The 24,467-nt window shown below is 73.9% G+C and carries 21 protein-coding genes and 1 tRNA gene; 11 read left to right on the top strand and 11 right to left on the bottom strand.

The features are described from left to right. Window positions 1-82: 82 nt before the first annotated feature. Complete coding sequence (locus tag ACH9EU_RS14255; protein ID WP_396414576.1) at window positions 83-592, bottom strand: DUF456 domain-containing protein; 510 nt, start codon at window positions 590-592, stop codon at window positions 83-85. A gap of 82 nt (window positions 593-674) precedes the next feature. On the opposite strand from ACH9EU_RS14255, the gene ACH9EU_RS14260 reads away from it, so the two are divergent. Continuing rightward, window positions 675-1,298 (top strand): transglycosylase SLT domain-containing protein, encoded by a 624-nt coding sequence (locus ACH9EU_RS14260; RefSeq protein ID WP_396414577.1) that lies wholly within the window; start codon window positions 675-677, stop codon window positions 1,296-1,298. 7 nt (window positions 1,299-1,305) lie between these two features. On the opposite strand, the gene ACH9EU_RS14265 is transcribed toward ACH9EU_RS14260, so the two are convergent. The 5 genes from ACH9EU_RS14265 to ACH9EU_RS14285 all read right to left on the bottom strand — a co-directional run bounded on the left by ACH9EU_RS14265 (window position 1,306) and on the right by ACH9EU_RS14285 (window position 9,045). Continuing rightward, the gene (locus ACH9EU_RS14265) at window positions 1,306-2,739 is read right to left on the bottom strand and encodes an FAD-dependent oxidoreductase (protein ID WP_396414578.1); all 1,434 of its coding nucleotides are present in this window, start codon (window positions 2,737-2,739) and stop codon (window positions 1,306-1,308) included. A gap of 5 nt (window positions 2,740-2,744) precedes the next feature. Then, window positions 2,745-7,667, bottom strand: a complete 4,923-nt coding sequence (locus ACH9EU_RS14270) for an NAD-glutamate dehydrogenase domain-containing protein (RefSeq protein ID WP_396414579.1) — start codon at window positions 7,665-7,667, stop codon at window positions 2,745-2,747. A 158-nt stretch (window positions 7,668-7,825) separates the two neighbouring features. Next, window positions 7,826-8,404, bottom strand: a complete 579-nt coding sequence (locus ACH9EU_RS14275) for a histidine phosphatase family protein (protein ID WP_396414580.1) — start codon at window positions 8,402-8,404, stop codon at window positions 7,826-7,828. Between the two features lie 65 nt (window positions 8,405-8,469). Next, on the bottom strand, window positions 8,470-8,676 hold the full coding sequence (locus ACH9EU_RS14280) for a hypothetical protein (RefSeq protein WP_396414581.1): 207 nt from the start codon (window positions 8,674-8,676) through the stop codon (window positions 8,470-8,472). A gap of 87 nt (window positions 8,677-8,763) precedes the next feature. Beyond that, window positions 8,764-9,045 (bottom strand): hypothetical protein, encoded by a 282-nt coding sequence (locus ACH9EU_RS14285; protein WP_396414582.1) that lies wholly within the window; start codon window positions 9,043-9,045, stop codon window positions 8,764-8,766. Between the two features lie 515 nt (window positions 9,046-9,560). Between ACH9EU_RS14285 and ACH9EU_RS14290 the strand changes: the two genes are divergently transcribed. Then, on the top strand, window positions 9,561-10,943 hold the full coding sequence (locus tag ACH9EU_RS14290) for a TIGR01777 family oxidoreductase (RefSeq protein WP_396414583.1): 1,383 nt from the start codon (window positions 9,561-9,563) through the stop codon (window positions 10,941-10,943). Window positions 10,944-10,997: 54 nt separating this feature from the next. On the opposite strand, the gene ACH9EU_RS14295 is transcribed toward ACH9EU_RS14290, so the two are convergent. Continuing rightward, window positions 10,998-13,244: a catalase gene (locus ACH9EU_RS14295; RefSeq protein ID WP_396414584.1), complete on the bottom strand. Its 2,247-nt coding sequence runs from the start codon at window positions 13,242-13,244 to the stop codon at window positions 10,998-11,000. A 155-nt stretch (window positions 13,245-13,399) separates the two neighbouring features. Then, window positions 13,400-13,786 (bottom strand): hypothetical protein, encoded by a 387-nt coding sequence (locus ACH9EU_RS14300; RefSeq protein ID WP_396414585.1) that lies wholly within the window; start codon window positions 13,784-13,786, stop codon window positions 13,400-13,402. Between the two features lie 137 nt (window positions 13,787-13,923). Between ACH9EU_RS14300 and ACH9EU_RS14305 the strand changes: the two genes are divergently transcribed. The 5 genes from ACH9EU_RS14305 (at window position 13,924) to ACH9EU_RS14325 (ending at window position 19,526) form a co-directional block, all read left to right on the top strand. Next, the gene (locus ACH9EU_RS14305) at window positions 13,924-14,187 is read left to right on the top strand and encodes a PLDc N-terminal domain-containing protein (RefSeq protein WP_396414586.1); all 264 of its coding nucleotides are present in this window, start codon (window positions 13,924-13,926) and stop codon (window positions 14,185-14,187) included. Between the two features lie 40 nt (window positions 14,188-14,227). Next, window positions 14,228-14,911 carry a tetratricopeptide repeat protein gene (locus tag ACH9EU_RS14310; protein ID WP_396414587.1) on the top strand — a complete coding sequence of 228 codons (684 nt, stop codon included), beginning with the start codon at window positions 14,228-14,230 and terminating at the stop codon, window positions 14,909-14,911. Next, the gene (locus ACH9EU_RS14315) at window positions 14,908-15,864 is read left to right on the top strand and encodes an aldo/keto reductase (RefSeq protein WP_396414588.1); all 957 of its coding nucleotides are present in this window, start codon (window positions 14,908-14,910) and stop codon (window positions 15,862-15,864) included. Before ACH9EU_RS14310 ends, ACH9EU_RS14315 begins: the two co-directional genes overlap by 4 nt. A gap of 372 nt (window positions 15,865-16,236) precedes the next feature. Next, window positions 16,237-17,661: an MFS transporter gene (locus ACH9EU_RS14320; RefSeq protein ID WP_396414589.1), complete on the top strand. Its 1,425-nt coding sequence runs from the start codon at window positions 16,237-16,239 to the stop codon at window positions 17,659-17,661. Further along, window positions 17,661-19,526, top strand: coding sequence for a TIM barrel protein (locus ACH9EU_RS14325; RefSeq protein ID WP_396414590.1), 1,866 nt, complete (start codon window positions 17,661-17,663; stop codon window positions 19,524-19,526). The genes ACH9EU_RS14320 and ACH9EU_RS14325 overlap by 1 nt, the downstream gene beginning before the upstream one ends. Before the next feature lie 301 nt (window positions 19,527-19,827). On the opposite strand, the gene ACH9EU_RS14330 is transcribed toward ACH9EU_RS14325, so the two are convergent. Beyond that, window positions 19,828-20,304, bottom strand: coding sequence for a thioesterase family protein (locus tag ACH9EU_RS14330; RefSeq protein WP_396414591.1), 477 nt, complete (start codon window positions 20,302-20,304; stop codon window positions 19,828-19,830). A 54-nt stretch (window positions 20,305-20,358) separates the two neighbouring features. Then, a complete protein-coding gene (locus tag ACH9EU_RS14335) occupies window positions 20,359-20,610 on the bottom strand; it encodes a hypothetical protein (protein ID WP_396414592.1) in 252 nt (83 codons plus the stop codon). Window positions 20,611-20,821: 211 nt separating this feature from the next. Here ACH9EU_RS14335 and ACH9EU_RS14340 point away from each other — a divergent pair, with 211 nt between their 5' ends. The 3 genes from ACH9EU_RS14340 (at window position 20,822) to ACH9EU_RS14350 (ending at window position 23,268) form a co-directional block, all read left to right on the top strand. Further along, window positions 20,822-22,048, top strand: coding sequence for an acyltransferase family protein (locus ACH9EU_RS14340; protein WP_396414593.1), 1,227 nt, complete (start codon window positions 20,822-20,824; stop codon window positions 22,046-22,048). A gap of 48 nt (window positions 22,049-22,096) precedes the next feature. Further along, complete coding sequence (locus ACH9EU_RS14345) at window positions 22,097-22,384, top strand: hypothetical protein (protein ID WP_396414594.1); 288 nt, start codon at window positions 22,097-22,099, stop codon at window positions 22,382-22,384. A gap of 101 nt (window positions 22,385-22,485) precedes the next feature. Next, window positions 22,486-23,268 (top strand): metal-dependent hydrolase, encoded by a 783-nt coding sequence (locus ACH9EU_RS14350; RefSeq protein WP_396414595.1) that lies wholly within the window; start codon window positions 22,486-22,488, stop codon window positions 23,266-23,268. Window positions 23,269-23,270: 2 nt separating this feature from the next. Here ACH9EU_RS14350 and ACH9EU_RS14355 read toward each other — a convergent pair whose 3' ends face one another. Then, entirely contained in the window at window positions 23,271-24,122 is an 852-nt protein-coding gene (locus tag ACH9EU_RS14355) for a formate/nitrite transporter family protein (protein WP_396414596.1), read from the bottom strand. A gap of 150 nt (window positions 24,123-24,272) precedes the next feature. Here ACH9EU_RS14355 and ACH9EU_RS14360 point away from each other — a divergent pair. After that, window positions 24,273-24,359 (top strand) — tRNA-Leu (locus ACH9EU_RS14360). The last annotated feature ends 108 nt before the right edge of the window (window positions 24,360-24,467 follow it).

Consider the following 24,467-nt stretch of genomic DNA (forward strand, 5'->3'; position numbering starts at 1 on the left):
GCGGTGTCCGGGCCCCCGGTGCGTGAGGCCCCCGTCGCGTCCGGGCGGTGCCGCCGGTCGACGGCGTGCCCGGCGCGGCCGCTCACGCGGAGGACGCGGTCACGAAGAAGACCAGGGCGCCGAGGACGAACACGGTCGAGGCGGCGAGCGCGCACGCGAACTCCACGACGATGCCCAGCCCGGCCGCCTTGAGTCCGGCCCAGCTCGCGTCCAGGGCGGCCCGAAGATCCCGCCGGCGCGCCGTCTCGCTCAGCAGCAGCCCCGCGAAGAACCCGACGACGATGCCCACCACGGGGATGACGAACAGGCCCACGACGGCGCCCGCGGCGGCGAGCAGCAGCGACCGGTTGGGGATCTGCCGGCGCTTGAGCCGGGCTCCGGTGAGCACGGCGCTCGCGGCCATCCCGGCCACGGCCAGCGCCGAGCCCACGGCCAGCACGACCCACCCCTCGGCCGCCTGCACGGTGAGGGCCCACACGAGCAGACCCACGACGACGAGGATCGAGCCGGGGAGCACGGGGACGATGACGCCCAGGCACCCGACGACGAGCAGGACGGCGGCGACGAGGGTCGCGATGATCTCGGCGGTCACTCCCTCATCGTAGGCGGGGACGGCGCGCTGTCCCCCCAAGTGACGGCAGACCTGCCGGGGCGGCGTTCCTAGGCTGGAACGGATGCTCATCACCGCCCCGTCACCGGCGCGCGCCGGCACCGGGGAGAACGCGCCGCCGCGTGCGGCGGACGGCTCCCCGTGGTTGCTGCTCGCGGCCGTGGTGCTGCTCCTGATCGGCGCGGGGGGACTCGTGCACGCGAACACCGTGGGCCGGACGCCCTCCACCGAGCCGGGCCGTCCGAGCCCCACGGCACCCGTGCCGGAGCCGTGGGGCGACGACGTCCTGGCCGCCGCGGAGTTCTCCGGTCTGCCGGCGCCGATCGTGGCCGCCCAGCTGGACGTGGAGAGCCGGTGGGACCCGCGGGCCGTCAGCCCGGCCGGCGCCCGGGGCCTCGCACAGTTCGTCCCGCGGACCTGGGAGCGGTACGGGCGGGGGGACCCGTTCGACCCGGAGCGCGCGATCCGCGCGCAGGGGGCCTATCTCAAGGACCTGAGGCGCATGGTCCGCATCCTGGGACCGGACTCGGCCGAGGAGGAGATCGTCCTCGTCCTCGCCGCCTACAACGCCGGCCCCACGGTGGTCCTGGCGCACGGCGGCGTCCCGCCGTACGCCGAGACCCGCGACTACGTGGCACGGATCCAGGAGCTGGCGGCCACCCGGTACGCCGGCGTGTGCGCGTGCTGAGCGCCGCTCAGCCCGGCGTCCGCCGCAGGCCGGCCAGGGCGCTGCGCGCGGCGTGGTAGCCCGCCATCCCGTGGACGCCTCCCCCGGGCGGCGTCGAGGAGGAGCACAGGTAGACCCCCGGCACCCCCGTGGCGTAGGGGTCGGCCTGCACGGCGGGCCGGAAGACCTGCTGGAGACCGTCCAGGGCGCCGCCGCCGATGTCCCCGCCCACGAGGTTCGGGTTCCAGGCCTCCAGACCCGCCGGAGGGGTGTCCACGCGCTCGAGGACGCGGTCCCGGACGCCCGGGGCGAAGCGCTCGAGCTGGGCCAGCACGCGGTCACCGGCCCGGGGGTCGTCGCACCCGTGCGGGACGTGCGCGTAGGCCCACAGCACCTCCCGCCCGGCGGGGGCCCGCGACGGGTCGGCGGCACCCTGCTGCGCCACGAGCACGAACGGCCGTTCCGGGAGCCGGCCGGCCCGCGCCTGGGACTCCGCGGCGCCGATCTCCGCCGGCGTCCCGCCCACGTGTACGGTCCCGGCCCGGCCCACGCGCGGGTCCCGCCACGGCACGGGCCCGTCCAGGAGGAGGTCCACCTTGTAGGACGCCGTCCCGTAGCGCCACCGGGCCAGCGCCCGCCGGTACCGGCCCGGCAGGTCCAGCCCCCGCAGGGCCAGGACCTGCCGGGGCGTGAGGTCGAGCAGGACGACGTCGGCCGGGCGCACGCGGGCGAGGTCCGTCACGGGGGAGTCGACGACCACCCGCCCGCCGTGCTCCTCGAGCTCGGCGACCAGGGCGTCCGCGATCGCCTGCGTCCCGCCCCGGGCCACCGGCCACCCCGTGGCGTGGGCCGCCGCCCCGAACAGGGTCCCGAAGGCCGAGGTCAGCGGGTGGCTCGGCGGCAGCACCGCATGTGCGGCCGACCCGACGAAGAGACCGCGTGCCTGCTCGGTGCGGAACAGCGCCCTGGCCGTGGCCGCCGCCGGCCAGGGCGCGCGCAGCCCGAAGGCGGCGAGCGCGGCCGGGTGCTCCGGCCGGCGGACGAGCGGGCCCAGGACCGCCGGGACCGTCTCCTCCCACCGCCGCACCACCCCGCCGTGGAGCAGCGACCAGGCCCGGCCGTCGGGGCCGAGCTCCGCCGCCGTGCGCTCGAGCGAGCGGTGGAGCAGGCCCGCCGGACCGTCGTCGAGCGGGTGCGCGGCCACGACGGGCGGGTGCAGCCACTCGAGCCCGTGCCGCTCGAGGCCCAGCCGTCGGAACAGCGGGCTGGCCACGCCGAACGGGTGCACCGCCGAGCCCAGGTCCACGACCGTGCCGGGCCCGAACAGGTCGGTGGAGCGCGCCGCGCCCCCGGGCACGGCCGCCGCCTCGTGGACCGTGACGTCCAGGCCGGCACGGGCCAGCTCCACGGCCGCGCCCAGGCCGTTGGGCCCCGACCCGACGACGACGGCCGTGGCGCGCACCGGGGCTACCCGGCCAGGGCGCTGCGCATGGTCCGCAGCGCCACGGACAGCGCGGCGAGCTCCGTGGCGGGATCCCCCCTGTCCGCGGCCTCGATCTCCTCCAGGACCTCGTGGAGCCGGGCCAGGCGGGCCTGGTTGCCCGCCTCCCACGCGTCGATCTTCTCCTGGGCGTCCCTCCCGGGCGCCTTGAGCGCCTGGTCGGCGAGTGCCACGAGCGTCGCGTACACGTCCTCCCGCATGGACATCCGGGCGAGGTTCTCCCATCGGGTGGTCTGGGGCAGGCCGGTGATGCGGCTGAGCAGGCTCTCGATCCGGTAGCGGTCGTAGAGCCGGAAGTAGACCTTCGCGATGGTCTTGATCTGCTCCTCGTCCAGGCTCCCGTCCTCGGCGATCGCCTCTCCCGAGGCGTGGGCGAGACGGGCGACGTCCAGCAGCGCGAACGCGTCCAGCAGCTGGGACCACTCGGTGGCCAGCGGACCGGGCACGCCCTGCCGATGGGCCGCCTCCGCCCGCGAGTCGACCCGCTCCCGCGAGTCCTCCCCGAGCAGGCGCTCCTCGATGAAGCGGATGTCCACGGTCGGCTTGTAGCGCTCGATCACCTCGGCCACCGGCTTGGCCGTCTCCTGGCGGTGGATGAGCCACCGCACCACCCGGTCCAGCAGCCGGCGCATGTCCAGGAACAGCCGGTCCCAGACCTCGGTGGGGACGTCGGCGGGAAGCTCCCGGTGCTCCCGGGCGTAGCGGTCGAGCTCGTAGATCCGCACCGCGGCCACGAAGGCGCGCGCGACCTCCACGGGCCCGCACCCGGTCTCCTCGATGACCCGGTAGGCGAAGGGGATGCCCCCGTAGTTGATCATCTGGTTGGCCACCACGGTCCCGATGATCTCGGCGCGCAGCGGGTGGGTGTCCACGAGGTCGCCGAAGCGGCTGGTGATCTGCTCGGGGAAGTACGCCTCGAGCACCCCCTGGAACCACGGGTCCTCGGCGAGGCCCCCCTCCACGAGGGCCTCCGAGAGCTGGATCTTCGCGTAGGCCGCGAGCACCGACAGCTCCGGGGACGTGAGGCCCTGGCCCGACCGGACCCGCTCGCGCAGCTGGTCGTCGGTGGGCAGGAACTCGATCTCCCGGTCGAGGTCGGCGTTCTGCTCGAGCCAGTGCATGAACCGGATGTAGGCCTCGCTGATCCGGTGCAGCCGGGCCCGCTCGGTGGTCAGCAGCACGTTCTGCGCGACGTTCGTCTCCAGCACGAGCCCCGCGACCTCGTCGGTCATGGCCTCGATGAACTCCGCCCGCTCACCGGTGGACAGCTCCCCGGCGACGACCATGCGGTCCACGAGGATCTTGATGTTGACCTCACGGTCGGAGGACTCCACGCCCCCCGAGTTGTCGATCGCGTCCGTGTTGATTAGCACCCCGTTCAGCGCGGCCTCGACGCGCCCGAGCTGGGTGAAGCCCAGGTTCCCGCCCTCACCGACGACCTTGGCGCGCAGCTTCCCGCCGTCGACCCGGATCGGGTCGTTGGCCTTGTCCCCGACGTCGGTGTGGGTCTCCGTCGCGGACTTCACGTACGTGCCGATGCCGCCGTTGTAGAGCAGGTCCACGGGGGCGGTGAGGATCGCGCGGATCAGCTCGATGGGGCTGAGCTCGTCCACGCCGTCGTCGAGCCCCAGGACCTCCCGCACCTGCGGGGAGACCGGGACGGACTTCGCCGTGCGGGAGTGCACGCCGCCGCCCTCGGAGATCTTCGTGGGGTCGTAGTCCTGCCAGGAGGAGCGGGGGCGCCCGAACAGCCGCTCGCGCTCCGCGTAGGAGACGGCCGGGTCGGGGTCGGGGTCCAGGAAGATGTCGCGGTGGTCGAAGGCCGCCACGAGCCTGATGTGCTCGGAGAGCAGCATCCCGTTGCCGAAGACGTCACCGGACATGTCCCCGATCCCCACCACCGTGAAGTCCTCGGCCTGGGTGTCCACGCCCAGCTCGAAGAAGTGGCGCTTGACGGACTCCCAGGCGCCGCGGGCGGTGATGCCCATGGCCTTGTGGTCGTAGCCCACCGAGCCGCCGGACGCGAAGGCGTCGCCGAGCCAGAACCCGTACTCGGCGGAGATCGCGTTGGCGGTGTCCGAGAAGGCGGCCGTTCCCTTGTCCGCCGCCACCACCAGGTACGAGTCCTGCCCGTCGCGGCGGACCACGTCGTCCGGGTGCACGACGACGTCCTGGCCGGTCTCGTCCCGCACGAGGTTGTCGGTGATGTCCAGCAGGGAGGCGATGAACAGCTTGTACGCCTCCCGCCCCTCGGCGACCCAGGCGTCACGGTCCACCGCGGCGTCCGGCAGCTGCTTGGGGTAGAAGCCGCCCTTCGCCCCGTTGGGGACGATCACGGAGTTCTTGACCATCTGCGCCTTCACGAGCCCCAGGACCTCGGTGCGGAAGTCCTCGCGGCGGTCCGACCAGCGCAGCCCGCCGCGGGCCACGGGTCCGAAGCGCAGGTGCGTGCCCTCCACCCGCGGGGACCACACCCAGATCTCGTACAGGGGGTGCGGCAGCGGGGCGACGCTGATCCGGCGCGGGCTGAGCTTGAACGCCATGGTGGGGCGCCCCTGGTACACGTTCGTGCGCAGGGTCGCGGCCATGATCTCGGCCAGCGCGCGCAGCAGCTTGTCGGCGTCCAGGGTGGGCACCGCCTCCAGCGCCTCGGTGAGCCGCGCCTGGGCGTCGTCGCGCCGGGAGTCGCGCTGGGCGTCCTCGTGGGCGGGGTTGAAGCTCGCGTCGAAGTACTCGACGAGGGCGCGCGTGACCGTGGGGAACGTCAGGAGCGTGTCGGCGATGAAGTCGAAGGAGTTCGGGTGGCCCAGCTGCAGCAGGTACCGGACGTAGGAGCGCAGCACGGCCACGGTGCGCCACGTCATCCGCTCCGTGAGCACGACCCGGTTCAGGGAGTCCGACTCCGTGCGGTTCGACAGCACCGCGCACAGGGTGTCCTCGATGAGGTCCTCGGTCTTGGCGTCCTCCGGCCCCACGGCCGCCACGCCCGGGGGGAGCTCCACGCCGAAGTCGTAGAGCTGGAACCGGCGGTCGTCGGCCGGCTCCACGGAGTAGGGCTTCTGGTCGAGCACCCGCAGCCCGAGGTTCTGGAGCACGGGCAGCAGCGCGGTCAGGGACAGCGAGCGGGTGAGGTAGATGTTCAGCCGCACCCCCTCCGGGCTCTGGACGACGCGCACCTCCGCCGGCAGGTCCGGGTCCCGGCCCCACAGCTCCTCGCAGCGCTGCAGGTCCTCGATGGCCTCCTCGATCTCGTAGTCGGCACGGTAGGCGTCGGGGAAGGCCTCGGCCCAGGTGTCGGCCTGGCGCCGGGCGACGTCCTCGGGGAAGGTGCGGTGGATGGCGCGGACGAGCGCGTCCGGCCACGAGCGCACCGCGGCCCGGAGCCGGGCCTCGAGGCCCTCGCGGTCGAAGGACTGCACCTCGCCCGTGTAGGGCAGCCGGATCCGGAAGAACAGCCGGGCCAGCGTCGAGGCCGAGAGCCGGGCGTCGAAGTCGATGGACTCCGCGTCGAAGGTCCGGCGCAGCTCCGCCTCGATCCGTCCCCGCACGGAGGTGTTGTACCGGTCCCGGGGAAGGAACACGACGGCGGACATGAACCGCCCGAAGTGGTCCTGGCGCAGGAAGAGCCTCGTCTGCCGCCGCTCGTCCAGACCCATCACGCCGTGCATGATGTCGTAGAGCTCGTCCGCGGTCATGTGGAACAGCTCGTCGCGCGGGTAGTCCTCGATGTTGCCCATGAGGTCCCGCGAGGAGTGCGAGTCCTCGAGGAAGCCGAAGCGCTCCACGACCTCGCTGATCTTCTCCTTGATCAGCGGTGTCTCGCGCGCCGGGGTGTGATAGGCCCGCCGGGTGAACAGGCCCAGCACGAGGTACTCGCCGATGATCCGGCCCTCGTCGTCGTACTTGGCCACGCCGATGTAGTCGAGGTACTCGCGCCGGTGGATGGAGGAGCGCCGGTTGGCCTTGGTGATGAACAGGGTGCCGGCCTCCCGCGCGTGCTCGCGGCCCAGCCCCGTCAGCTCCTGCCGGTGGGGGCGGCTGTCGTGCTCCACGAGCAGGCCCAGCGCCGTGCCGGGACGGCTGACGAGGGCCAGCCCGTCCCGGGTGTCCTCCAGGTCGTACTCCTTGAAGCCCATGAGGATGAAGTTGCCCCGGACGAGCCAGCGCAGGAAGTCCTGGGAGGCCTCCACGTGGGGCGGGTTCCCGCCCTGCGGCAGCTCCAGGTCCCGGAGCCGGCCGATCTCCCCGGCGAGCCGCTCCACGCGATCCTTGAGCCGCTCCTGGTCCTCGTCCACCCGCTGGACGTCCTTGAGCAGCCCGACCAGCCGCCGCTCCAGGTTCCGGGCGGTCTCGTCCGAGATCGGCCGGGAGAGCTCCACCGAGATCCAGGACTCGACGCTGTGCCGCGTGCCCCCGTCCGGGCGGAACGCCATGAGGCTGGGCAGCACGGCCGTGTCCCCGCTGGCACTGGCCGAGAAGTCGGGGACCTGCTGGAGCCGTCTCAGCTCGTGGGTCTGCTCGTCCCGGGAGGCCACGAGGACCGGGTGGATGACCAGACGGGCACCGCCCCACTTGGCGGCGATCTCGGCGTTGACGGTGCTCACGAGGTAGGGGACGTCCTCGGTGACCACGAAGACGACGGACGTGGAGTCCTCCTGCCGCACCCCGACCGCGATCTGGCCGGGGGCCCGGCCCCGGCCGACCTCGTAGTGGTGGTCGGCGCGCTCGCGGAGCTGCTCCTCGGTGTGCGCCAGGAGGTCCTCCTGGGGCACGTGGCGGTAGTACTCGTTGACCCAGGCGTGCTCACCGCTCCACTCGGGAGCCTTCGGGATCACCCGCAGCGCCTGCGTGCGGTCCTCCTCGGGAATCGTGTACTGGTCAGAGGCCACAGCCGCATCACGCCTTCGTCACCGTGGGCGGAGAGGAGCGCGTGCTGCGCGCCGTCATCGCCGCCGCAGGGGGTGGACGGCACCTCGTGGGACCGCCCCTGGTGTGCCCAGCTTATTGAAGGAGCACCCGTGTGTCAGGCGTGGCGGTGACCCGTGTGTCACGGCGCCGTGGACTCGGCCACGTCGTGGCGCAGACGCGCGTCCCCGAGGGCCGCCACCCGCACCGGGACCACCTCGCAGTTGCGCACCCTGGGGTGGGCCTCGCCGTCGAGCTCGGAGACCGTCAGGCGGATGAGGGAGCCGTGGGCCACCACCAGGACGTTGCGGCCGGGATGCTCCTCCCGGATCCGGCGCAGGGCCGCCAGCCCACGGCGCGCCACCGCGTCCGCGGGCTCCGCCGCGGCCAGCACCCGCTGCCGTTCGCTCTCGGGCAGGCCCGCGAGGCTCGTGCCCTCGTACGGTCCGAAGCCGCGCTCCACGAGCTCCTCGTACGTCCGGGAGAGCTCCAGGTCCAGGGCCGCGCCGATCGACCGGGCCGTCTGCACGGCCCGGTCCAGCGGCGAGGAGACCAGCACGTCCCAGTGCGCGCCCTCGGCGCGCAGGCGGCGTCCCGCCGCGCGGGCCTGTTCACGGCCCGTGGCGTTGAGCGGGACGTCCGTGGCGCCCTGCAGCCGCTCCTGAAGGTTCCAGTCGGTCTGGCCGTGACGGATGAGCACGATGCGTCCGGTGGTGTTCACGTCCACCACTCTCGGCGACCGTGCTCCGCACGGCAAACCCGCGGGTCCGTCCCGCCCGAGACCGGCTACGCCTCCTGGTCCGGGCGCGGGGCCCGCTCCCGCTCCTCGACGGCGGAGCGGACCTCCAGGCTGTCCGTGTCGTCGACCCACGGCTCCGTCTGCCGGTGCTCCGCCACGTGGTCCGGTTGCACGCCGCCCACTTCTCCGGCGACCTCGTGCTTCATCTGCTGGTCCGGTTCCGCGCTGTGCTTGGTGTCGCCTCGCTCGGCCATGTCGGTCTCCTCGCTGGAACACCGCCGCCGGAACGGGATCGTGGTGGTTACGGCGTCCCTCGGGAATGCGGCTCCCTGCGGAGCCGGTCAGCCGGCGCCCTCGTCGTCGGGCAGGCCCCGCTGGGCGCGGTCGGCCGCCTCGGACGATCCCTCGGGCAAGGGGTCCGCGGCGTCCGGGACCTGCCCCGGCGCGTAGTCCTGCAGACCCGCGGCCACCCGCTCCTGCTCCGTGGCGGCCGCGAGGGCGTCGTCGTCGAGCCGCTCCGGCATCCCGGCGTGCCCCTGGTAGATGGGGCGCGGCAGGGCGTCCTCCTCCGGTTCGATGACGTCGTCGAGGTCCGGGGCGTCGTCGTTGTTCGGGGTGGTCATGGCAACCTCCTTCGCGAAAACGTGCGTCCACCCTAGCGCCGGTCGCGGCCCCGGGGGAAGGTCGGGGGCCCGGGGAAGCGTGCCTGCTCCCCCGTCACCGGCCCCTCCCCACGACAGCCCCCCTCCAGGCCCTCCGCGGGGCGCGATCTGCGCCGCCCACCACTCCGCGGGACGCGATGTGCTGCGGGCACACGCGCTCCATGGCAGCACGCGACCCCACGGCGCCGGCAGAAGCAGCACGCGACCCTTCGGCAGAGGCGGCATCAGCACGCGACCCCACGGCACGACAGACCCCCTCCAGGCCCTCCGCGGGGCGCGATCTGCGCCGCCCACCACTCCGCGGGACGCGATGTGCTGCGAGCACACCCCCTCCATGGCAGCACGCGACCCCACGGCGCCGGCAGAAGCAGCACGCGACCCCACGGCGCGGGGACAGCAGGCCGCGGGCCAGGACACGGAAGGGTCCGGGGTCGGGGTCCTGGACGAACCGCGGCAATGCGGGTTGAGTGGCAGGCATGACCACCTTCACCGCCAGCTCCAGCGTGCCCCACCCCGTCGAGGACGTCTTCGCGTGGCACGCCCGCCCCGGCGCCCTGACGCGGCTGACCCCCGCGTGGACGGGCTCCGTGGTGGAGGAGTCCGCACCGCCGCTGCGGGAGGGCAAGCGCTCCCGCATGCGCGTGGCCGTGCCGGGCTCCTACGGGCTCGCGTCGGTGCCGTGGACGTCGGAGCACCACGGCGTCGTCCCGGGCCGGGAGTTCCGTGACCGGATGGTGCGGGGGCCGATGGCCTCGTGGGAGCACCACCACCTCTTCGACGACGACGGCCGAGGGGGCACCGTGGTCACGGACACGGTGGAGTACACGGCGCTGCCGGGCCGCCGCGAGTTCGCGGACCGCCTCGTGCTGTCCTCGCTGGACCGCCAGTTCGCGGCTCGCTCCCGGCGGCTCGCCGCCGACCTCGACTTCCACGCCCGGTACCCCGGACGACGGCTGAGCGTGGCGGTCGCGGGCGCCTCGGGCGCCCTCGGCACCCAGCTGGCGGCCCTGCTGAGCACAGGCGGCCACCGGGTGCTGCGGCTCGTGCGCCGGACGCCACGCACGCCGCTGGAGGTCGAGTGGGACCCCGTGGCCGGGACCCTGGACCCCGCCGACCTGGCCGGTGTCGACGTCGTGGTGAACCTCGCCGGCCGCAGCATCGGCGGCCGACTCACCGACTCCGCCAAGGAGGAGATCCACGACTCGCGCGTGCTCGGCACCCGCCTGCTCGTCCGGGCGTTCACGGCCCTGGGCGACGACGCCCCCTCGGCCCTCGTGAACGCCTCGGGGATCGGCTACTACGGCGCGGACACGCACGGGGAGACCGTCACGGAGAAGTCGGCCGCGGGCGAGGACTTCCTCGCCGAGGTCTGCGTCGCGTGGGAGCGGGCGGCCCAGGACGCCGAGGCCCTCGGCACCCGGGTGGTCCGCATGCGCACCGGAGTGGTGCAGACCCCCGGCGGCGGCGCGCTCCGGGCCCAGCTGCCGCTCTTCCTCGCGGGCGTGGGCGGCCGGCTGGGCTCCGGCAGGCAGTGGCTGAGCTGGATCTCGCTGGAGGACGCCGTGGGGCTGTTCGCCCACGCGGTGCTCACGCCCGGCCTGCACGGCCCCGTCAACGCCGTCGCCCCCATGCCCGTGACGGCACGCGACTACGCCCGGACGCTCGGGAAGGTGCTGCACCGGCCGGCTCTCGTGCCCACGCCGGGCTTCGGGCCGCGGCTCGTGCTGGGTGCGGAGGGAGCCGAGCTGATGGCGCTCGCGGACCAGAAGGTCTCGGCCGACCGCGCCATCGACCGCGGCTACCGCTTCCGCCACCCCGACCTCGGCTCCGCGCTGCGGGAGGAGCTCGGCCGCTTCTGAGCGCACCCGCGCACCGGTGCGGCGGGGACCAGCCCGGGCCCCCGCCGCACGACGTCAGAACCGGCCGGAGGCGGGGAAGCGCTCCCAGGCGCGGTGGCTCTTCATGAGCGTCACGACCTGCTCGACCACGGCGGCGGCGTCCTTGCCGGAGACCACGCCGGGGGCGTCGCCGGGAAGGCCTGCCGCGTCGAGCACCCGGCCCTTGGCGCCCCAGGTGCCGATCGCCTTGGCCTGGCGGAACGTCTCCCCGAGCAGCAGGTGCACCCGGGGGTCGATCCCGTCGGCCGCGACGGCCCCGGCCTTGGCGTCCAGCCCCGGGCGGGCGTCCGGCGCCGGTGGCACCGCGCCCGCCACCAGCACGGCGTCGAACTCCACCGAGCGGGCGGTGAGGTAGGTCCGCTGGGCCACGAGCCGCCCACCACGCCCGACCGGCCCGCCGTGCGGGGCCACCACGAGCGGCACCATCCCGGCGTCGTCGATCGCGGAGACGACGGCCTCGAGGTCCGTCTCGTCGGGATCCGGCCCCACCACGACCCCCACCTGGCGGCCGTCGAGCGGCCACTGCCCGCCCACCTGGGACAGGGCGGGGCTGGGCCGGACCCTGCCGTGCTTGACGGTGGGCCTCGGGGCCGGCAGGCCCAGACCGGCGGCGACGACGGCGCAGAGCCTGCCGTCGATGTTCGCGAGCGCCTGCAGCTGCCGCTCCTTGACGGCCTGCTCCCAGCACTTGCCGAGCTCGAAGGTGTAGGCCTGCGCGATGTGCTCCTTCTCGACGTCGCTCATCGACAGCCAGAACAGCCGTGCCTGGCCGAAGTGGTCGTCGAACGAGGCCGGCGCCCCGCGCTCCTTGACCGACGCGGCCACGGGCGCCGGGTGGTCGATGAAGGGCCGGGCCGGCTCGTCGGCCGGGAACGGGTTGTTCCCGTCGAGCGAGTTCGGGTGGTACGGGGCCACCCCGGAGTGCACGGCGGTCTGGTGCATGCCGTCCCGCAGCATGTCGTTGACCGGGGCGTGCGGCCGGTTGATCGGCAGCTGGGTCCAGTTGGGCCCGCCCAGTCGCGAGAGCTGGGTGTCGAGGTAGGAGAACAGCCGGCCCTGCAGCAGTGGGTCGTTGGTGACGTCGATGCCGCGCACCAGGTTGTTGGGGTTGAAGGCCACCTGCTCCGTCTCGGCGAAGAAGTTCGACGGGTTGCGGTTGAGAGTCATCAGCCCGACGGGCTGCACGGGGACGAGCTCCTCGGGGACGATCTTCGTGGGGTCGAGCAGGTCGATCCCCTGGAACATCTGCTCCTCGTTGTCGTCGAAGACCTGCACGCCCAGCTCCCACTCGGGGAAGGCGCCGGCCTCGATGGCGTCGGCGAGGTCGCGGCGGTGCACGTCGGGATCCATGCCCATCGCGAGCTGGGCCTCCTCCCACAGCACCGAGTGCACGCCCAGCTTGGGTTTCCAGTGGAACTTCACGAGGACGCTGCGCCCGTCCTCGCCCACGAGCCGGAAGGTGTGGACGCCGAACCCCTCCATCGTCCGGTAGGACCGTGGAATGCCCCGGTCGGACATGTTCCAGATGGTGTGGTGCTGGGCCTCGGTGTGCAGGGAGACGAAGTCCCAGAACGTGTCGTGGGCGGACTGGGCCTGCGGGATCTCCCGGTCGGGGTGCGGCTTGCCCGCGTGGATGACGTCCGGGAACTTGATCGCGTCCTGGATGAAGAACACCGGGATGTTGTTGCCCACGAGGTCCCAGGTGCCCTCGGCCGTGTAGAACTTCGTGGCGAAGCCGCGGGTGTCGCGGGCCAGGTCCGCCGAGCCCCGCGAGCCGAGCACCGTGGAGAAGCGCACGAAGACGGGGGTCTCCACGTCCTTCTTGAACACGTGCGCCGCGGAGATCTTCTCGGCCGTGCCGTAGCCCCGGAAGACGCCGTGGGCGCCGGCGCCGCGGGCGTGCACGACCCGCTCGGGGATCCGCTCGTGGTCGAAATGGCTGACCTTCTCGCGGAAGTGGTGGTCCTGCAGCAGGACCGGGCCGCGCCGGCCCGCCTTCAGGGAGTGGTCGGTGTCGCTGCGCCGGGCCCCGTGCGCGGTGGTCAGGTGCTCCCCGCCCTGGGCGTCGAGCGCGGGATCGGTGCCCGTGTCCCGGCCCGTGGGGCTCACGGGCGCCGGCGTGCCCTGGTCCGGCTTGGGCGGCAGCGGGGGCCGCGGGTCGGTGGGCTCGGTCACGGCGGCGCTCTCGCTGCCGGGGACGCCGGGGGGCAGGGACGCCTCGTCGCCCGCCCGTCGCCTGGTCCTGTTCAGCCTCTTGCGCATGGTGCCTCTCCCGGTCGTCGTGGGAACGTCGTCGGCGCCGGCCGCCCCGGCCCGGGGGCCGAACGACCAGCTCACTGATCATCTACGCACTCCCGCGCCGTGGCGCACAAGCCCCCCGGCGACACTCCGCCCTGGGTGAACGCCCGCCGGACCGTCTAGCGCTCCGCGGGTCCGTCCCCGGTGTCCCCGGTGTCCCCGGTGTTCCCGGCGTGCCCCGCCGTGGCGTCCGGGCCGCTCAACGACTCCCCGGGCGCACGCAGGTCCGAGCCGTCCTCGCCGGCGTCGTCGCCGTGGCGCACGGCGTCGTCGTCCCCCGCGTCGATGTTGTAGGCGGGCGCCCCGCCGCGCGGGTCGCGGGTGTCGGTGGGCCCGGTGGTCGCCGCTCCGCCGATGTCCCCGTCCTCCCGGCCGTAGGCGTTGTGGTCCCAGAGCTCGTTCGCCGAGCTGGGGGCGTGCAGCTCCACCCCGGTCTCGTCGGTGGCCGGCCGGTCGGCGCCCTCCCGGGCGTCACGGTCGCGCGGGCGGTCGGCGGAGGTCGACATCGCTGGCTCCTCTGGTCGTGACAGTGGTCCACGGATGCTATCAGCGTGCTGAGCAGCCGGACAGCATGTCGTCCCGGGCGGGCGGGACGGCCGCCAGGACCCTTGTCCGCCCGCCCCCGCGGTGCCAGTATCGAGGCATGATCACCTGGACCGCCCTCGCGGCCGGCGGCGCCGAGGCCGCGCGGACCGGGGCCTGGGAGACGGGTGCGACGGCGGCCGGCGCGGTCGTCGTCGCACTGATGGTCGCCGCCTCGGTGTCCCTGCTGAGGACGCCGGACCAGGACCCGGTCCTGCGCCTGTTCTGGCTCCTCGTGATCCTGGCGTTCCCCGTCGCCGGAGCGGGGCTGTGGTTCGTCCTGGGCCGCCGGACGCCCCGCCCCCGGGACGCGCACCCGGCGTAGCCCGACCCCCGTGGAGGCCCCGGTCGAGAAAGGAATCCGCATGAGCTACCCCCCGGACGGGCACGGCTTCTTCACCCGGGCCCTCGACGCCGAGGACCGCGGCCGGCTCGACGAGGCCGAGACGGCCTACCAGCAGGCCATCGTGCTCTTCGAGCAGGAGGGCGACTCCCTCCAGGAGCAGGCCGCGTGCCACTACAACCTGGGCCACCTGTACCTGGGGATGAACCGGCCCGGCCGGGCCGTCACGGCGTACGAGACGGCCCTGGAGATGTTCGCCGGACTGCCCGGCAGCAACCGGCACAGGGCCCGCACCCACCTCATCCTGGGCAGCCTGCTCCTCGAGCTGGACCGCGCGCACGACGCCGGGGAGCACCTGCTCGACGCCCTCGGCCTGTACCTGGACACACCGCACGAGGCCGTGGACCAGGCCCAGTGCCACGTCAACCTCGGCCGGATCCACGAGCTCGGTGAACGGCACGGCCAGGCGATCACCGCCTACAACCGGGCCCTGGACTTCTACCAGGAGACGGAGGACACGGCCTCGGACCAGGCGGAGTGCTTCACCGCCCTGGGGCGGCTGTACGAGCGCGCCGGGCGCATGAAGGAGTCCGGGGCCGCCTACGCGGCCGCGGCACGGCTGCGCTGGTCGGCCGAGCAGCAGCGGCTCGAACAGGAGAGCCCCGCACCGGACGCCGGAGTGACCGAGGGAGAGGACCGCGCATGAGCTCACGCCTGATCTACGGCTGCATGACCATCGGCGGGACCTGGGACGCCGCCCCGCCCACCGCCGCCACCGTGGACCGCGCCCGCGCGGCCGTCCGTGCCGCCCTGGACGCCGGGATCACCGACTTCGACCACGCCGACATCTACGCCCACGGCAAGTCCGAGGCGGTCTTCGGGCAGCTCCTCGAGGAGGACCCCGACCTCGCCCGCCGGGCAGCGCTCCAGACCAAGTGCGGGATCCGGCTGCCGGGCAACACCGCGGCCCCCGGCGCCCCCGCGCACTACCGGCTGGACCGGGACACCATCCGCAGCAGCCTCGAGGGCTCCCTGCGCCGGCTCCGCGTGGACTCGGTGGAGCGGCTCATGCTCCACCGCCCCGACCCCCTGTCGGATCCCCTGGAGGTCGCCGCGACGCTCGACGAGCTGCGCCGGGAAGGGCTCATCCGCTCCGTGGGACTGTCCAACATGTCGCTGCGGCAGGTGTCCCTGTACCAGCAGCTGCTGGCGACCCCCGTCACGGCCGTGCAGATCGAGCTGAGCCTGCGGCACCGCAGCTTCGTGGAGCGGCAGATCCTCGTCAACCACGTCGAAGGTGCCGAGCACTCCTTCCCGGAAGGGGTCCTGGAGTACTGCGCCGCCGACGGCATCGAGGTGCAGGCCTGGGGCGCCCTGGCCCGGGGCCTGTACTCGGGCGCCCCGATCCCGCCCGAGGACCAGCACGCCGCCGCGACCGCGCACACGGTCGAGGAGATCGCCGCCGAGCACGGCACCACCCGGGAGGCGGTGGTCCTCGCGTGGCTGATGCGGCACCCCGGGGGCATCCGGCCCGTCGTGGGCACCACCGACCCGGAGCGGATCGCCGCCTGCACCGAGGCGGAGGCGCTCGTGCCCCGGCTGGGCCACGAACAGTGGTACACGCTGCTCAACGCCGCCCGCGGCGCGTCGGTGCCCTGAGTCCGCGGACCCGCACGCCCGCCGGGGCCCCGACCGCGTGCGGTCGGGGCCCCGGCGCGGACAGCGCGAGCACGCCGGCGCACGTCCCGCCGGGATCCCGCACCGCCCGGCGGCCTCCGCGGCGAGCCCCTCCGGGTGCTCGCGCAGCAGCCGCAGGCCCTCGCCTGCCATGTCCCGGCGGGCCCTCGGGCCGCCTCGGGCGCGCACTCCGCGCCGCTGCGCGTTCTCGCAGCGTCCCTCCCCGTCCGCACCGTGGTTGACACGTGCAGCAGATCACAGGAATCATATTCAGAAGATAGAAGTTATTGCCACAATATGAGAACTCTGGCTCGAACGCCACGGTCTCGTGGACCCGCAGAGTGAAGGACGCCCATGAGCTCACCCGCCACGACCCCCACCGCCGCCAGGACACCCCGCAAGGCCGCCCTGGCCAGCTGGATCGGCAGCGCCCTCGAGTACTACGACTTCGCGGTCTACGGCACCGCCGCCGCGCTCGTGCTCAACCACCTCTTCTTCCCCACGGAGACCTCCCCCGGCGCGGCCATTCTCTTCGCCATGGGCACCGTGGGCGTGGCCTACGTCGTCCGGCCGCTGGGCGCACTGGTCATGGGGCCGCTGGCGGACCGCTTCGGGCGCAAGTTCGTGCTCATGCTGACCCTGTTCATGATCGGCGGGGCGACCTTCGCCGTCGGCTGCCTCCCCACCTACGACCAGGTGGGGATGCTGGCCCCGGCGCTGCTCGTCCTGTGCCGCGTGGTGCAGGGCCTGTCCGCCGCGGGCGAGCAGGCGAGCGCCATCTCCATGTCCCTCGAGCACGCCGACGAGGACCGCCGGGCCTACACCACCAGCTGGACCCTGCAGGGCACCCAGTTCGGGACCCTGCTGGCCACCGCCGTGTTCATCCCCTTCACCCTCCTGCCCGAGGAGGCGCTGTTCAGCTGGGGCTGGCGCGTGCCGTTCTGGCTCTCCGCCGTCGTCGTGGTGGTCGCCTACCTGATCCGCCGCCACCTGGAGGAGCCGCCGGCCTTCCAGGAGGCCCGCCACGAGGTGCCCGCCGGGCAGCCGGTGTCGCCGCTGAGCGTGCTGCTGCGGCACCACCGCGCCGCCGTCGCCCGCATCGCCGCGGCCGCCATGATCAACACGGTCAACGTGGTGTTCACCGTGTGGTCCCTGTCCTTCGCGACCTCCGTGGTCGGCCTCGACCGTGCCACGATGCTGTGGGTCTCCGTGCTCGCCAACGCCGTCGCCCTGTTCGTGATCCCGGCCGTGGCCCTGCTCGCCGACCGCGTCGGCCGCAAGCCCGTGTTCCTGGCCGGGGTGCTCGGCCCTGCCGTGATGATGTACCCGTACCTGGCAGCGGTCCACGCCGGGAACTGGCCGCTGATCTTCCTCTTCGGCGCGATCATGTCCGGGTGCCTCTACTCCATGGCCAACAGCATCTGGCCCTCCTTCTACGCCGAGATGCTGCCGCTCCCGGTGCGGGTCACCGGCCTGGCCCTGGGCACCCAGATCGGGTTCGCGGTCTCGGGCGGCTTCGCTCCCGTCCTCGCCTCCGCCGTGGCCGGTCCCGCCGGGGACAACTGGCTCGGCGTGGCCGTGTTCGTCACGATCGCGTGCCTGATCTCCGGCGGCGCCGCGCTCACCGCCACGGAGACCGCGCAGAAGTCACTCGACGAGATCGACGCGCTGCACTCCTCACGCACCGAGGCCGCCGAGCTCCAAGCCCTCGGGACCGGGCAGGAGCCCGCCGCCGGCCGGGGCGCCGAGGAGCCGGCCGCCTCGGGGGCGGGACGCTGATGCGCACGTCGATCGCCACGGTCTGCCTCTCGGGGACGCTGGAGGAGAAGATGCACGCCGCCGCGGCGGCCGGCTTCGACGGGATCGAGGTCTTCGAGCAGGATCTCGTGGTCTCCCCCTCCTCCCCCGAGCAGATCCGGGAGCTCGCGGGGCAGCTGGGCCTGACCCTGGACCTCTACCAGCCCTTCCGGGACTTCGACGGCGTGGGCACGGAGCTGCTCGCCGCGAACCTGCGGCGGGCCGAGGCCAAGTTCCGGCTGATGAACCGGCTCGGCACCGACACCATGCTGGTGTGCTCCAACGTGGCGACCGCGGAGATCGACGACGACGAGGTCACGGCCGCACAGCTGCGCCGGCTCGGCGAGCTCGCCGCCCGCTACGACGTCCGGATCGCCTACGAGGCGCTGGCCTGGGGCCGGTTCGTCGCCGACTTCGAGCACGCCCAGCGGATCGTGGACCTGGCCGACCACCCGAGCGTGGGCACGTGCCTGGACAGCTTCCACATCCTGTCCCGGGCCTGGGACCCGGCGCCCATCGAGGAGATCGCGGCGGAGAAGATCTTCTTCGTCCAGCTCGCCGACGCGCCCCTGCTGCACATGGACGTGCTCTCCTGGTCCCGGCACCACCGGGTGTTCCCCGGCGAGGGCGACTTCGACATGGTCGGGTTCATGACCCACCTGGTCCGCTCCGGCTACGACGGGCCCGTGTCGCTGGAGATCTTCAACGACGCGTTCCGGCAGGCCGACGTGCACCGCACCGCGGTGGACGGGCTGCGCTCCCTGCGCTGGCTCGAGGACCAGACCCGCCGCGCCCTCAGCGGCACCCCGGTCCGGGACTCCCTCGGCCTCCAGTCCCTCCCCGCGGTCGAGGAGCCCAGCGGCTACGACTTCGTGGAGATCCGCACCGGCCGCCTCGGCGCCACCACGCGGCTGCTGCACCAGCTCGGGTTCGCCCTGGGCGGGCACCACCAGTCCAAGGAGAACGTGCAGGTGTGGGTCCAGGGGCCGGTGCGGGTGGTCGTCAACGACGCCGTCCCCGACGGCTCCCCCACCGAGGTCGCCGCGATCGGCTTCGACGTGGCCGACCCGGCCGCCGCGATCGAGCGGGCCGCCCGGCTCAAGGCCCGCCCCGTCCCCCGGTCCCAGCGTGCGGACGAGCAGGTGCTGCGCGGAGTGTTCGCCCCCGACGGCACGGAGATCTTCTTCTGCGAGCGCACGGCGGACGGGACACCTGCCTGGCTCGGGGAGTTCGGCGCCGACGAGGAGCACGAGGCAGGCGCGCTCGTCACCGGGGTCGACCACATCAACATGGCCCAGCCGTGGCAGCACTACGACGAGGCCGTCCTCTTCTACACCTCGGTGCTGGCGCTGGAGGCGCAGGCCGCCCAGGACGTCCCCGGACCCTCGGGACTCGTGCGCAGCCAGGTCATGCGCTCGGCCGGCGGGGCGGTCCGGATGCCGCTCAACGTGGCCCCGACGGCCGCCGAGCAGGGCTCCTTCGTGGGCGCCGCCTATCCCGAGCACATCGCCCTGTCCTGCTCGGACGTCTTCGCGGCGGCCCGCCGTGCGCGCCGCCGCGGCCTGAGGTTCCTTCCGGTGCCGCAGAACTACTACGAGGACCTCGACGCGAGGTTCGACCTCGACGCCGCGTTCCTCGCCTCGCTGCAGGAGCTGCACCTGCTCTACGACCGGGACGCCGAGGGGGAGTTCCTGCACTTCTACACCGAGACGCTCGGCACGGTGTTCTTCGAGGTGGTCGAGCGCCGCCACGGTTACGCCGGCTTCGGCGCCCCGAACGCCCCGGTGCGCCTGGCCGCGCAGTACCGGCGCTGGCAGGCCGACCACAGGGCGCGCACGGAGGCCTGAGCCGCGACTCCCCGCCGAGCCCCCACCCGAGCCCCGCCTCCTCGCCGGGCCCCCACGTGGCCGCCGAGCCCCCCAGCTCCGAGGTGCCGGGACATGGGGAGTCCCCGGCTCCCGATCGCCGAGGTCGCCCGCTCCCCAAGTCCGTCGCAGTCCCCCACGCCACTGTTTGGGGGACTGCCACGGCCTTGGGGAGCCGCCGCTCGGGTGGGGACTCGGCGTCCGAAGGGGCTGGCGCACGACCGGGGAGCCGCTGCAGGAGTGACGGCCTCGCGCGAGGGGGATGCGGCGGCGGGCGGGCGGCTCAGCGGAAGAGGTGCGGCCCCGAGTAGGGCGCGAGCACCGCCTGCTGCTCGGGGGTGATGCGCAGGACCGTCCCGGTGGCGGGCACGAAGAACGCGAGCTGGGTCTCGGCGCGCACGCACGGTCTGCGCGTGACCGCGTCGGTGATCTCGAAGCCGAGCGTGAGGGCTCCGCCCCGGGCGGAGACCACCCACACCCGGACCTCGACCGGGACGTTGCGGTACTCCAGGGAGCGCAGGTACTTGATCCGGTTCTCGGTGATCAGCGCCTGCGTGCCCTCCGGCAGGGCGGAGAAGAACGGGATGAGCGGCGCCGCCACCTGGTCGCCCGTGCCCACGGGGACGCCCAGGGCCTCGATGCGCGCCTCCTCGAGCAGCCGTACGATCTCGACGTTGTTGACGTGGCCGTACGGGTCCATGTCGCCCCAGCGCATCGGCACCCGGCACAGCACCCCGTGCTCGGTCAGCGTCGTCGTCATGCCGTTCGTCCTTCCCTGTCCGGTCGGCACCAGCCTATCCCGGCGGCCCGGGGCTCAGCCGCCGCGGTCGCCCAGGTCATGGCTCCACTCCCGCGCCCGGCGCTCCCCCTCCGAGACCACGGTGTGGGCGTCGTCGCGCCCGGAGAGCACGTCGGCCGCCGAGGTGCGGGGCGTCCCGGGCCGGTGCGGGCCGGAGGGCTCGGCGAGGCCGGCGGTCCAGGGATCGGACTCGACGCCGCGATGGGCGTCGGCGGCCAGGCGGGCCCGGGCCGCGGCCTGGGTGAGCGGGTCCACGGGATCGGTCATGCACCCAGTCTCGCGCAGCGGGGGCCGCCCAGGAAGGCCTGAGGCACACCTGCTAGCCTCCACGCCCGTGATGTCCCCGGCCCCCGTTCCCCGTCCCGGCACCGGCGCGGTCCCCGCGGTGCGCCCCGCCACGGGTCCAGCAACGGGTCCAGCAACGGGTCCCGCCACCAGTCCCCCCACGAGTCCCGCCACGGGCCGCGCGGCAGGGTCCGTGGCGGATCCCGCGCCGGCCTCCCGCGCACCGGCGGACTCGGCGTCCCGGGCCGGGGCCCCGCCCCTCCGCCGCCGGGACGTCCAGGCCCTGCGGGCGCTCGCGGTGCTGCTCGTGGTGGTCGACCACTTCTGGCCCTCGCGGCTGCTGCCCGGCGGGTACGTCGGCGTGGACGTGTTCTTCGTCATCTCCGGCTACCTCATCACCGGCCACCTGCTGCGGGAGCTGCGCGGCACGGGAACGGTGGACCTCAAGGCGTTCCTGGGCCGGCGGGCGCGCCGCCTGCTGCCCGCCGCGGCCCTGGTCACCCTGGTGGCCACGGTCCTCGCCCGCGCCGCCCTCCCCCGCGAGGACTGGACGCGCACCGCCGTCGAGGGCGTGGGGGCGGCCCTCTACGCACAGAACTGGCTCATGGCCCTCAGCACGATCCCCGAGCTCTCCCCGGACGGACTGCCCACACCCTTCCAGCACTTCTGGTCCCTGTCGGTGGAGGAGCAGTTCTACCTGGCCTGGCCGGTGCTGCTGCTCCTCGCTGTGCGGGGGGAGCTGCGGCGGGGCGCCGCGGACGGCGGCCGCCGCCGGGTGCTCGTGCTCGTGGCCGCGGCCACCGCGCTCAGCTTCGTGGTGGGGGTCGTGCACACCGAGCTCTCGAGCCAGACGGCCTACTTCGCCACGTGGACGCGTGCGTGGGAGTTCGGCGTCGGCGCGCTCGTGGCCCTGGGCGTCGGCGTGCCGCGGCGGGCCGTCACGGCACGCGTCCTCGTCGTCCTGGGCTGGGCCGTGCTGGCGGCCTGCGGGGTGCTCTTCCACGGCGTCGCGTTCCCGGGGGTGGGTGCGCTCGCACCCGTGCTCGCGGCCGCCGCGATCATCGCCGGCGGCGAGGCCGTTCCGCGCACGGGCCTCGAGGTGCTCACCGACCGGCGCCCGGTGCAGTGGCTGGGGAACGCCTCCTACTCCGTCTACCTGTGGCACTGGCCCCTGTTCCTCGTGCTCCCCTTCCTGCTCGGCCGCACGCCGAGCGACGCCGACCTGGTCCTGCTCTCGGCCGGGGTCCTGGTGCTGGCGGGGGCGACGTACCGGTGGGTGGAACTGCCCGGGACCCGGTGGCGCTGGGCGCGGGCCGCACCGGGGCGCACCGTGGCGGTGGCGGCCGGGATCACGGCGGTGTCCCTCGCCACCTCGCTGGGCCTGGGCTTCGCCGCGGGGTGGACGCCGCCGGCCGACTGAACCCGGGGGCGTCGCCCCGGACCGCCCGGGACGCGAGAGACTGGCGGCATGAGCGACCTGCAGTGCCCCGCGACCGCCGTCCTCCTCGACCAGGACGCCCCCGCCCCGCCGTGCTGCGCCCGCCTGCGCGTGGCGGCGAGGCTCACCGCCCGCGGTGCGGCGGAGCTGGCCGAGCTCGTGGAGGACACGGCCGACCTGTTCCGCGGGGAGACCTTCGTGGTCTCGGCCCCGGCCGCCGACGTCGACGCCGCGCTGCTGCGCCGCGGCGTGGGCGGCGGGGCTCCCGCCGTCGTCGAGGTCGACTCGGCCGGCTGGCGGCGCGTCCCCGCGCCCTGAGCGGACGGGCACCGGTCTTGTGCCGTCCGGGGCGGACCCTAGTGTTTGCGCCGGTGGCGCCGCCGCGGTCCCACCGGAGATCCGAGGAGGACGTCACTGTCATGATGGGACCGAGCCATGCCGCCTGCGGGGCGGCCGCGTGGGTGGCGCTGACCGCCGACTACCGGCTGCACCTCGAGGGGATCAGCATCCCGATCGGCTGGGGGCTGCTCGACGTCGGGGACGCAGGCGTGCTCACGGGGGCGCTCGTCACCGCCGGCGCGGCGCTGCTGCCGGACCTCGACCACCCCGGCGGGACCGTGGCCCGGTCCCTGCCGCCGCTGTCCACCTGGCTGTCGCGCGTGGTGTGCCGGATCGCCGGCGGGCACCGCCGCGGCACCCACTCCCTGCTCGGGATGGCGGCGTTCACCGGCCTGGCCGCGGCGGCTCAGGAGCTGGGCGTCCCGGTCGAGGGGTTCGGCCGGGTGTGGCCGCTGGCCGCGGTCATGTCCGTGCTGCTGATCGCCCTCGCCGTGCAGTCGCTGGCCTTCCTGCCGGCACGGGTCGCGAAGTTCAACTGGGTCGCCGGGATCGGGCTGGGCGCCGTCGTCGGCCTCCACCCGCCGGCCCACGAGTGGTGGTTCCCCGCGGCGGTCGGCACCGGCGTGGTCGTCCACGTCCTCGGGGACCTGGTGACCACCCGCGGGGTGCACCTGCTGTACCCGCTGCGGGCTCCCCTGCCGCTGCCCCGGTCCGTGTACCGGAACCGGTCCTTCGTCGCCGTGCCGCTGCTCGGCAACGCCGGATCCGTCGCGGAGCTCGCGCTGCTCGCGCCCGTGACGCTCTTCGCCCTCACCGGGTTGTGGGGCGCCCTCGCCCTCGTCACGGGGCTGGCCGTCGCCTGAGCTCAGCCCCGCTCCCCCGCGAGACGCCCGGCCTGCTTCGCCCGCTCCTTCTTGATCAGTTCGAGGGTGCGCACGAGCCGCGGCAGGGTGATGATCGCCAGCCCGCCCACCATGTTCAGCGGGATGACCCAGAGGAACCACACGAACCAGTCCGTGTAGGAGATCGCGGCGCCCATGTGCATGGCGCCGAAGACCACGATCGAGTTCAGGGCGCCGTGGAGCATGCCCAGACCCACGACGAGCAGCCCGCTGATCAGGGAGATGAGGGCGGTCACGACGTCGTTGGTGGTGCCCTGGCTCATCCGGGTGCTCAGCGTGATGGTGCTGCCGGCGAGCACCGCCAGGGCTGCGGTCTCCAGGGTCAGGCCCTTCTCCATGTAGCCCACCGAGATCTCGACGATCAGCCGCTCGAACTGCGGGAAGGCCGCCCCGACCACCCACATGAACAGCCAGCCGCCGGCGAGGTTGGTCACGAGCGTCACCACCCACAGGCGCAGCAGCTGCAGCCATGTGCCGTGCCGGGCCACCACGGCGTTGATGGGGATGAGGAAGTCCTCCGTGAACAGCTCCGAGTGGGCCAGTCGGAGGGCGAACAGGCCGATGCCGAACGCCATGCCGGCCAGCAGCTCGGAGCCCGTGGCGTCCAGGACCGCGAGCATCGCCATGATCCCCAGCCCGACGTCGATGCCGCCGAACAGCCCGGTGATGGCGAGCGCCCGCCAGGTGCGGTTGAGCCGGTCGGCGCCCTCGGTGACGGTGTTCTCGAACTCCTCGACGAGCTCGTCCTCCACCGGCTCGTCGGTGCGGCCCAGTTCCTTCCGCTTCTGCTCGGTCTGCTGGTGGTCGGGCTCCATGCTGTGCTCCCCTCGTCGGCGCGGACTCCCCTCTCGAGCGGAGGGGACCAGACTACTGCCCCGGGGCCGCCGCCACGATTGGCCTTCCGGGGCAGGTGTGGGTAGCATGGTCGTCGTTGCTCACGGCGTTCCGGCGCCGGGGGTCGACGAGCGCGAGTGGCGGAATAGGCAGACGCGCACGGTTCAGGTCCGTGTGCCCGAGAGGGCGTGGGGGTTCAACTCCCCCCTCGCGCACCACCAGCAACGGAGAGCGGGACACCTCAGGGTGTCCCGCTCTCCGTCGTTCCGGCCCCGTCCGGCACAGCCCGGCGCGGAGTTCTCGGCGCCGGCCGGGGCGCCCTCGGC

Origin of the sequence: Kocuria rhizosphaerae, assembly GCF_044462265.1 — a bacterium.
Taxonomy (GTDB): Bacteria; Actinomycetota; Actinomycetes; order Actinomycetales; family Micrococcaceae; genus Kocuria; species Kocuria rhizosphaerae.

Bases quoted from the DNA above. Each gene is read 5' to 3' on its own strand.
- ACH9EU_RS14330 (WP_396414591.1), bottom strand. From the start codon at position 20,304: ATGACGACGACGCTGACCGAGCACGGGGTGCTGTGCCGGGTGCCGATG.
- ACH9EU_RS14320 (WP_396414589.1), top strand. From the start codon at position 16,237: ATGAGCTCACCCGCCACGACCCCCACCGCCGCCAGGACACCCCGCAAG.
- ACH9EU_RS14290 (WP_396414583.1), top strand. From the start codon at position 9,561: ATGACCACCTTCACCGCCAGCTCCAGCGTGCCCCACCCCGTCGAGGAC.
- ACH9EU_RS14315 (WP_396414588.1), top strand. From the start codon at position 14,908: ATGAGCTCACGCCTGATCTACGGCTGCATGACCATCGGCGGGACCTGG.
- ACH9EU_RS14260 (WP_396414577.1), top strand. From the start codon at position 675: ATGCTCATCACCGCCCCGTCACCGGCGCGCGCCGGCACCGGGGAGAAC.
- ACH9EU_RS14280 (WP_396414581.1), bottom strand. From the start codon at position 8,676: ATGGCCGAGCGAGGCGACACCAAGCACAGCGCGGAACCGGACCAGCAG.
- ACH9EU_RS14285 (WP_396414582.1), bottom strand. From the start codon at position 9,045: ATGACCACCCCGAACAACGACGACGCCCCGGACCTCGACGACGTCATC.
- ACH9EU_RS14325 (WP_396414590.1), top strand. From the start codon at position 17,661: ATGCGCACGTCGATCGCCACGGTCTGCCTCTCGGGGACGCTGGAGGAG.
- ACH9EU_RS14310 (WP_396414587.1), top strand. From the start codon at position 14,228: ATGAGCTACCCCCCGGACGGGCACGGCTTCTTCACCCGGGCCCTCGAC.
- ACH9EU_RS14350 (WP_396414595.1), top strand. From the start codon at position 22,486: ATGATGGGACCGAGCCATGCCGCCTGCGGGGCGGCCGCGTGGGTGGCG.
- ACH9EU_RS14335 (WP_396414592.1), bottom strand. From the start codon at position 20,610: ATGACCGATCCCGTGGACCCGCTCACCCAGGCCGCGGCCCGGGCCCGC.
- ACH9EU_RS14355 (WP_396414596.1), bottom strand. From the start codon at position 24,122: ATGGAGCCCGACCACCAGCAGACCGAGCAGAAGCGGAAGGAACTGGGC.
- ACH9EU_RS14295 (WP_396414584.1), bottom strand. From the start codon at position 13,244: ATGCGCAAGAGGCTGAACAGGACCAGGCGACGGGCGGGCGACGAGGCG.
- ACH9EU_RS14305 (WP_396414586.1), top strand. From the start codon at position 13,924: ATGATCACCTGGACCGCCCTCGCGGCCGGCGGCGCCGAGGCCGCGCGG.
- ACH9EU_RS14300 (WP_396414585.1), bottom strand. From the start codon at position 13,786: ATGTCGACCTCCGCCGACCGCCCGCGCGACCGTGACGCCCGGGAGGGC.
- ACH9EU_RS14345 (WP_396414594.1), top strand. From the start codon at position 22,097: ATGAGCGACCTGCAGTGCCCCGCGACCGCCGTCCTCCTCGACCAGGAC.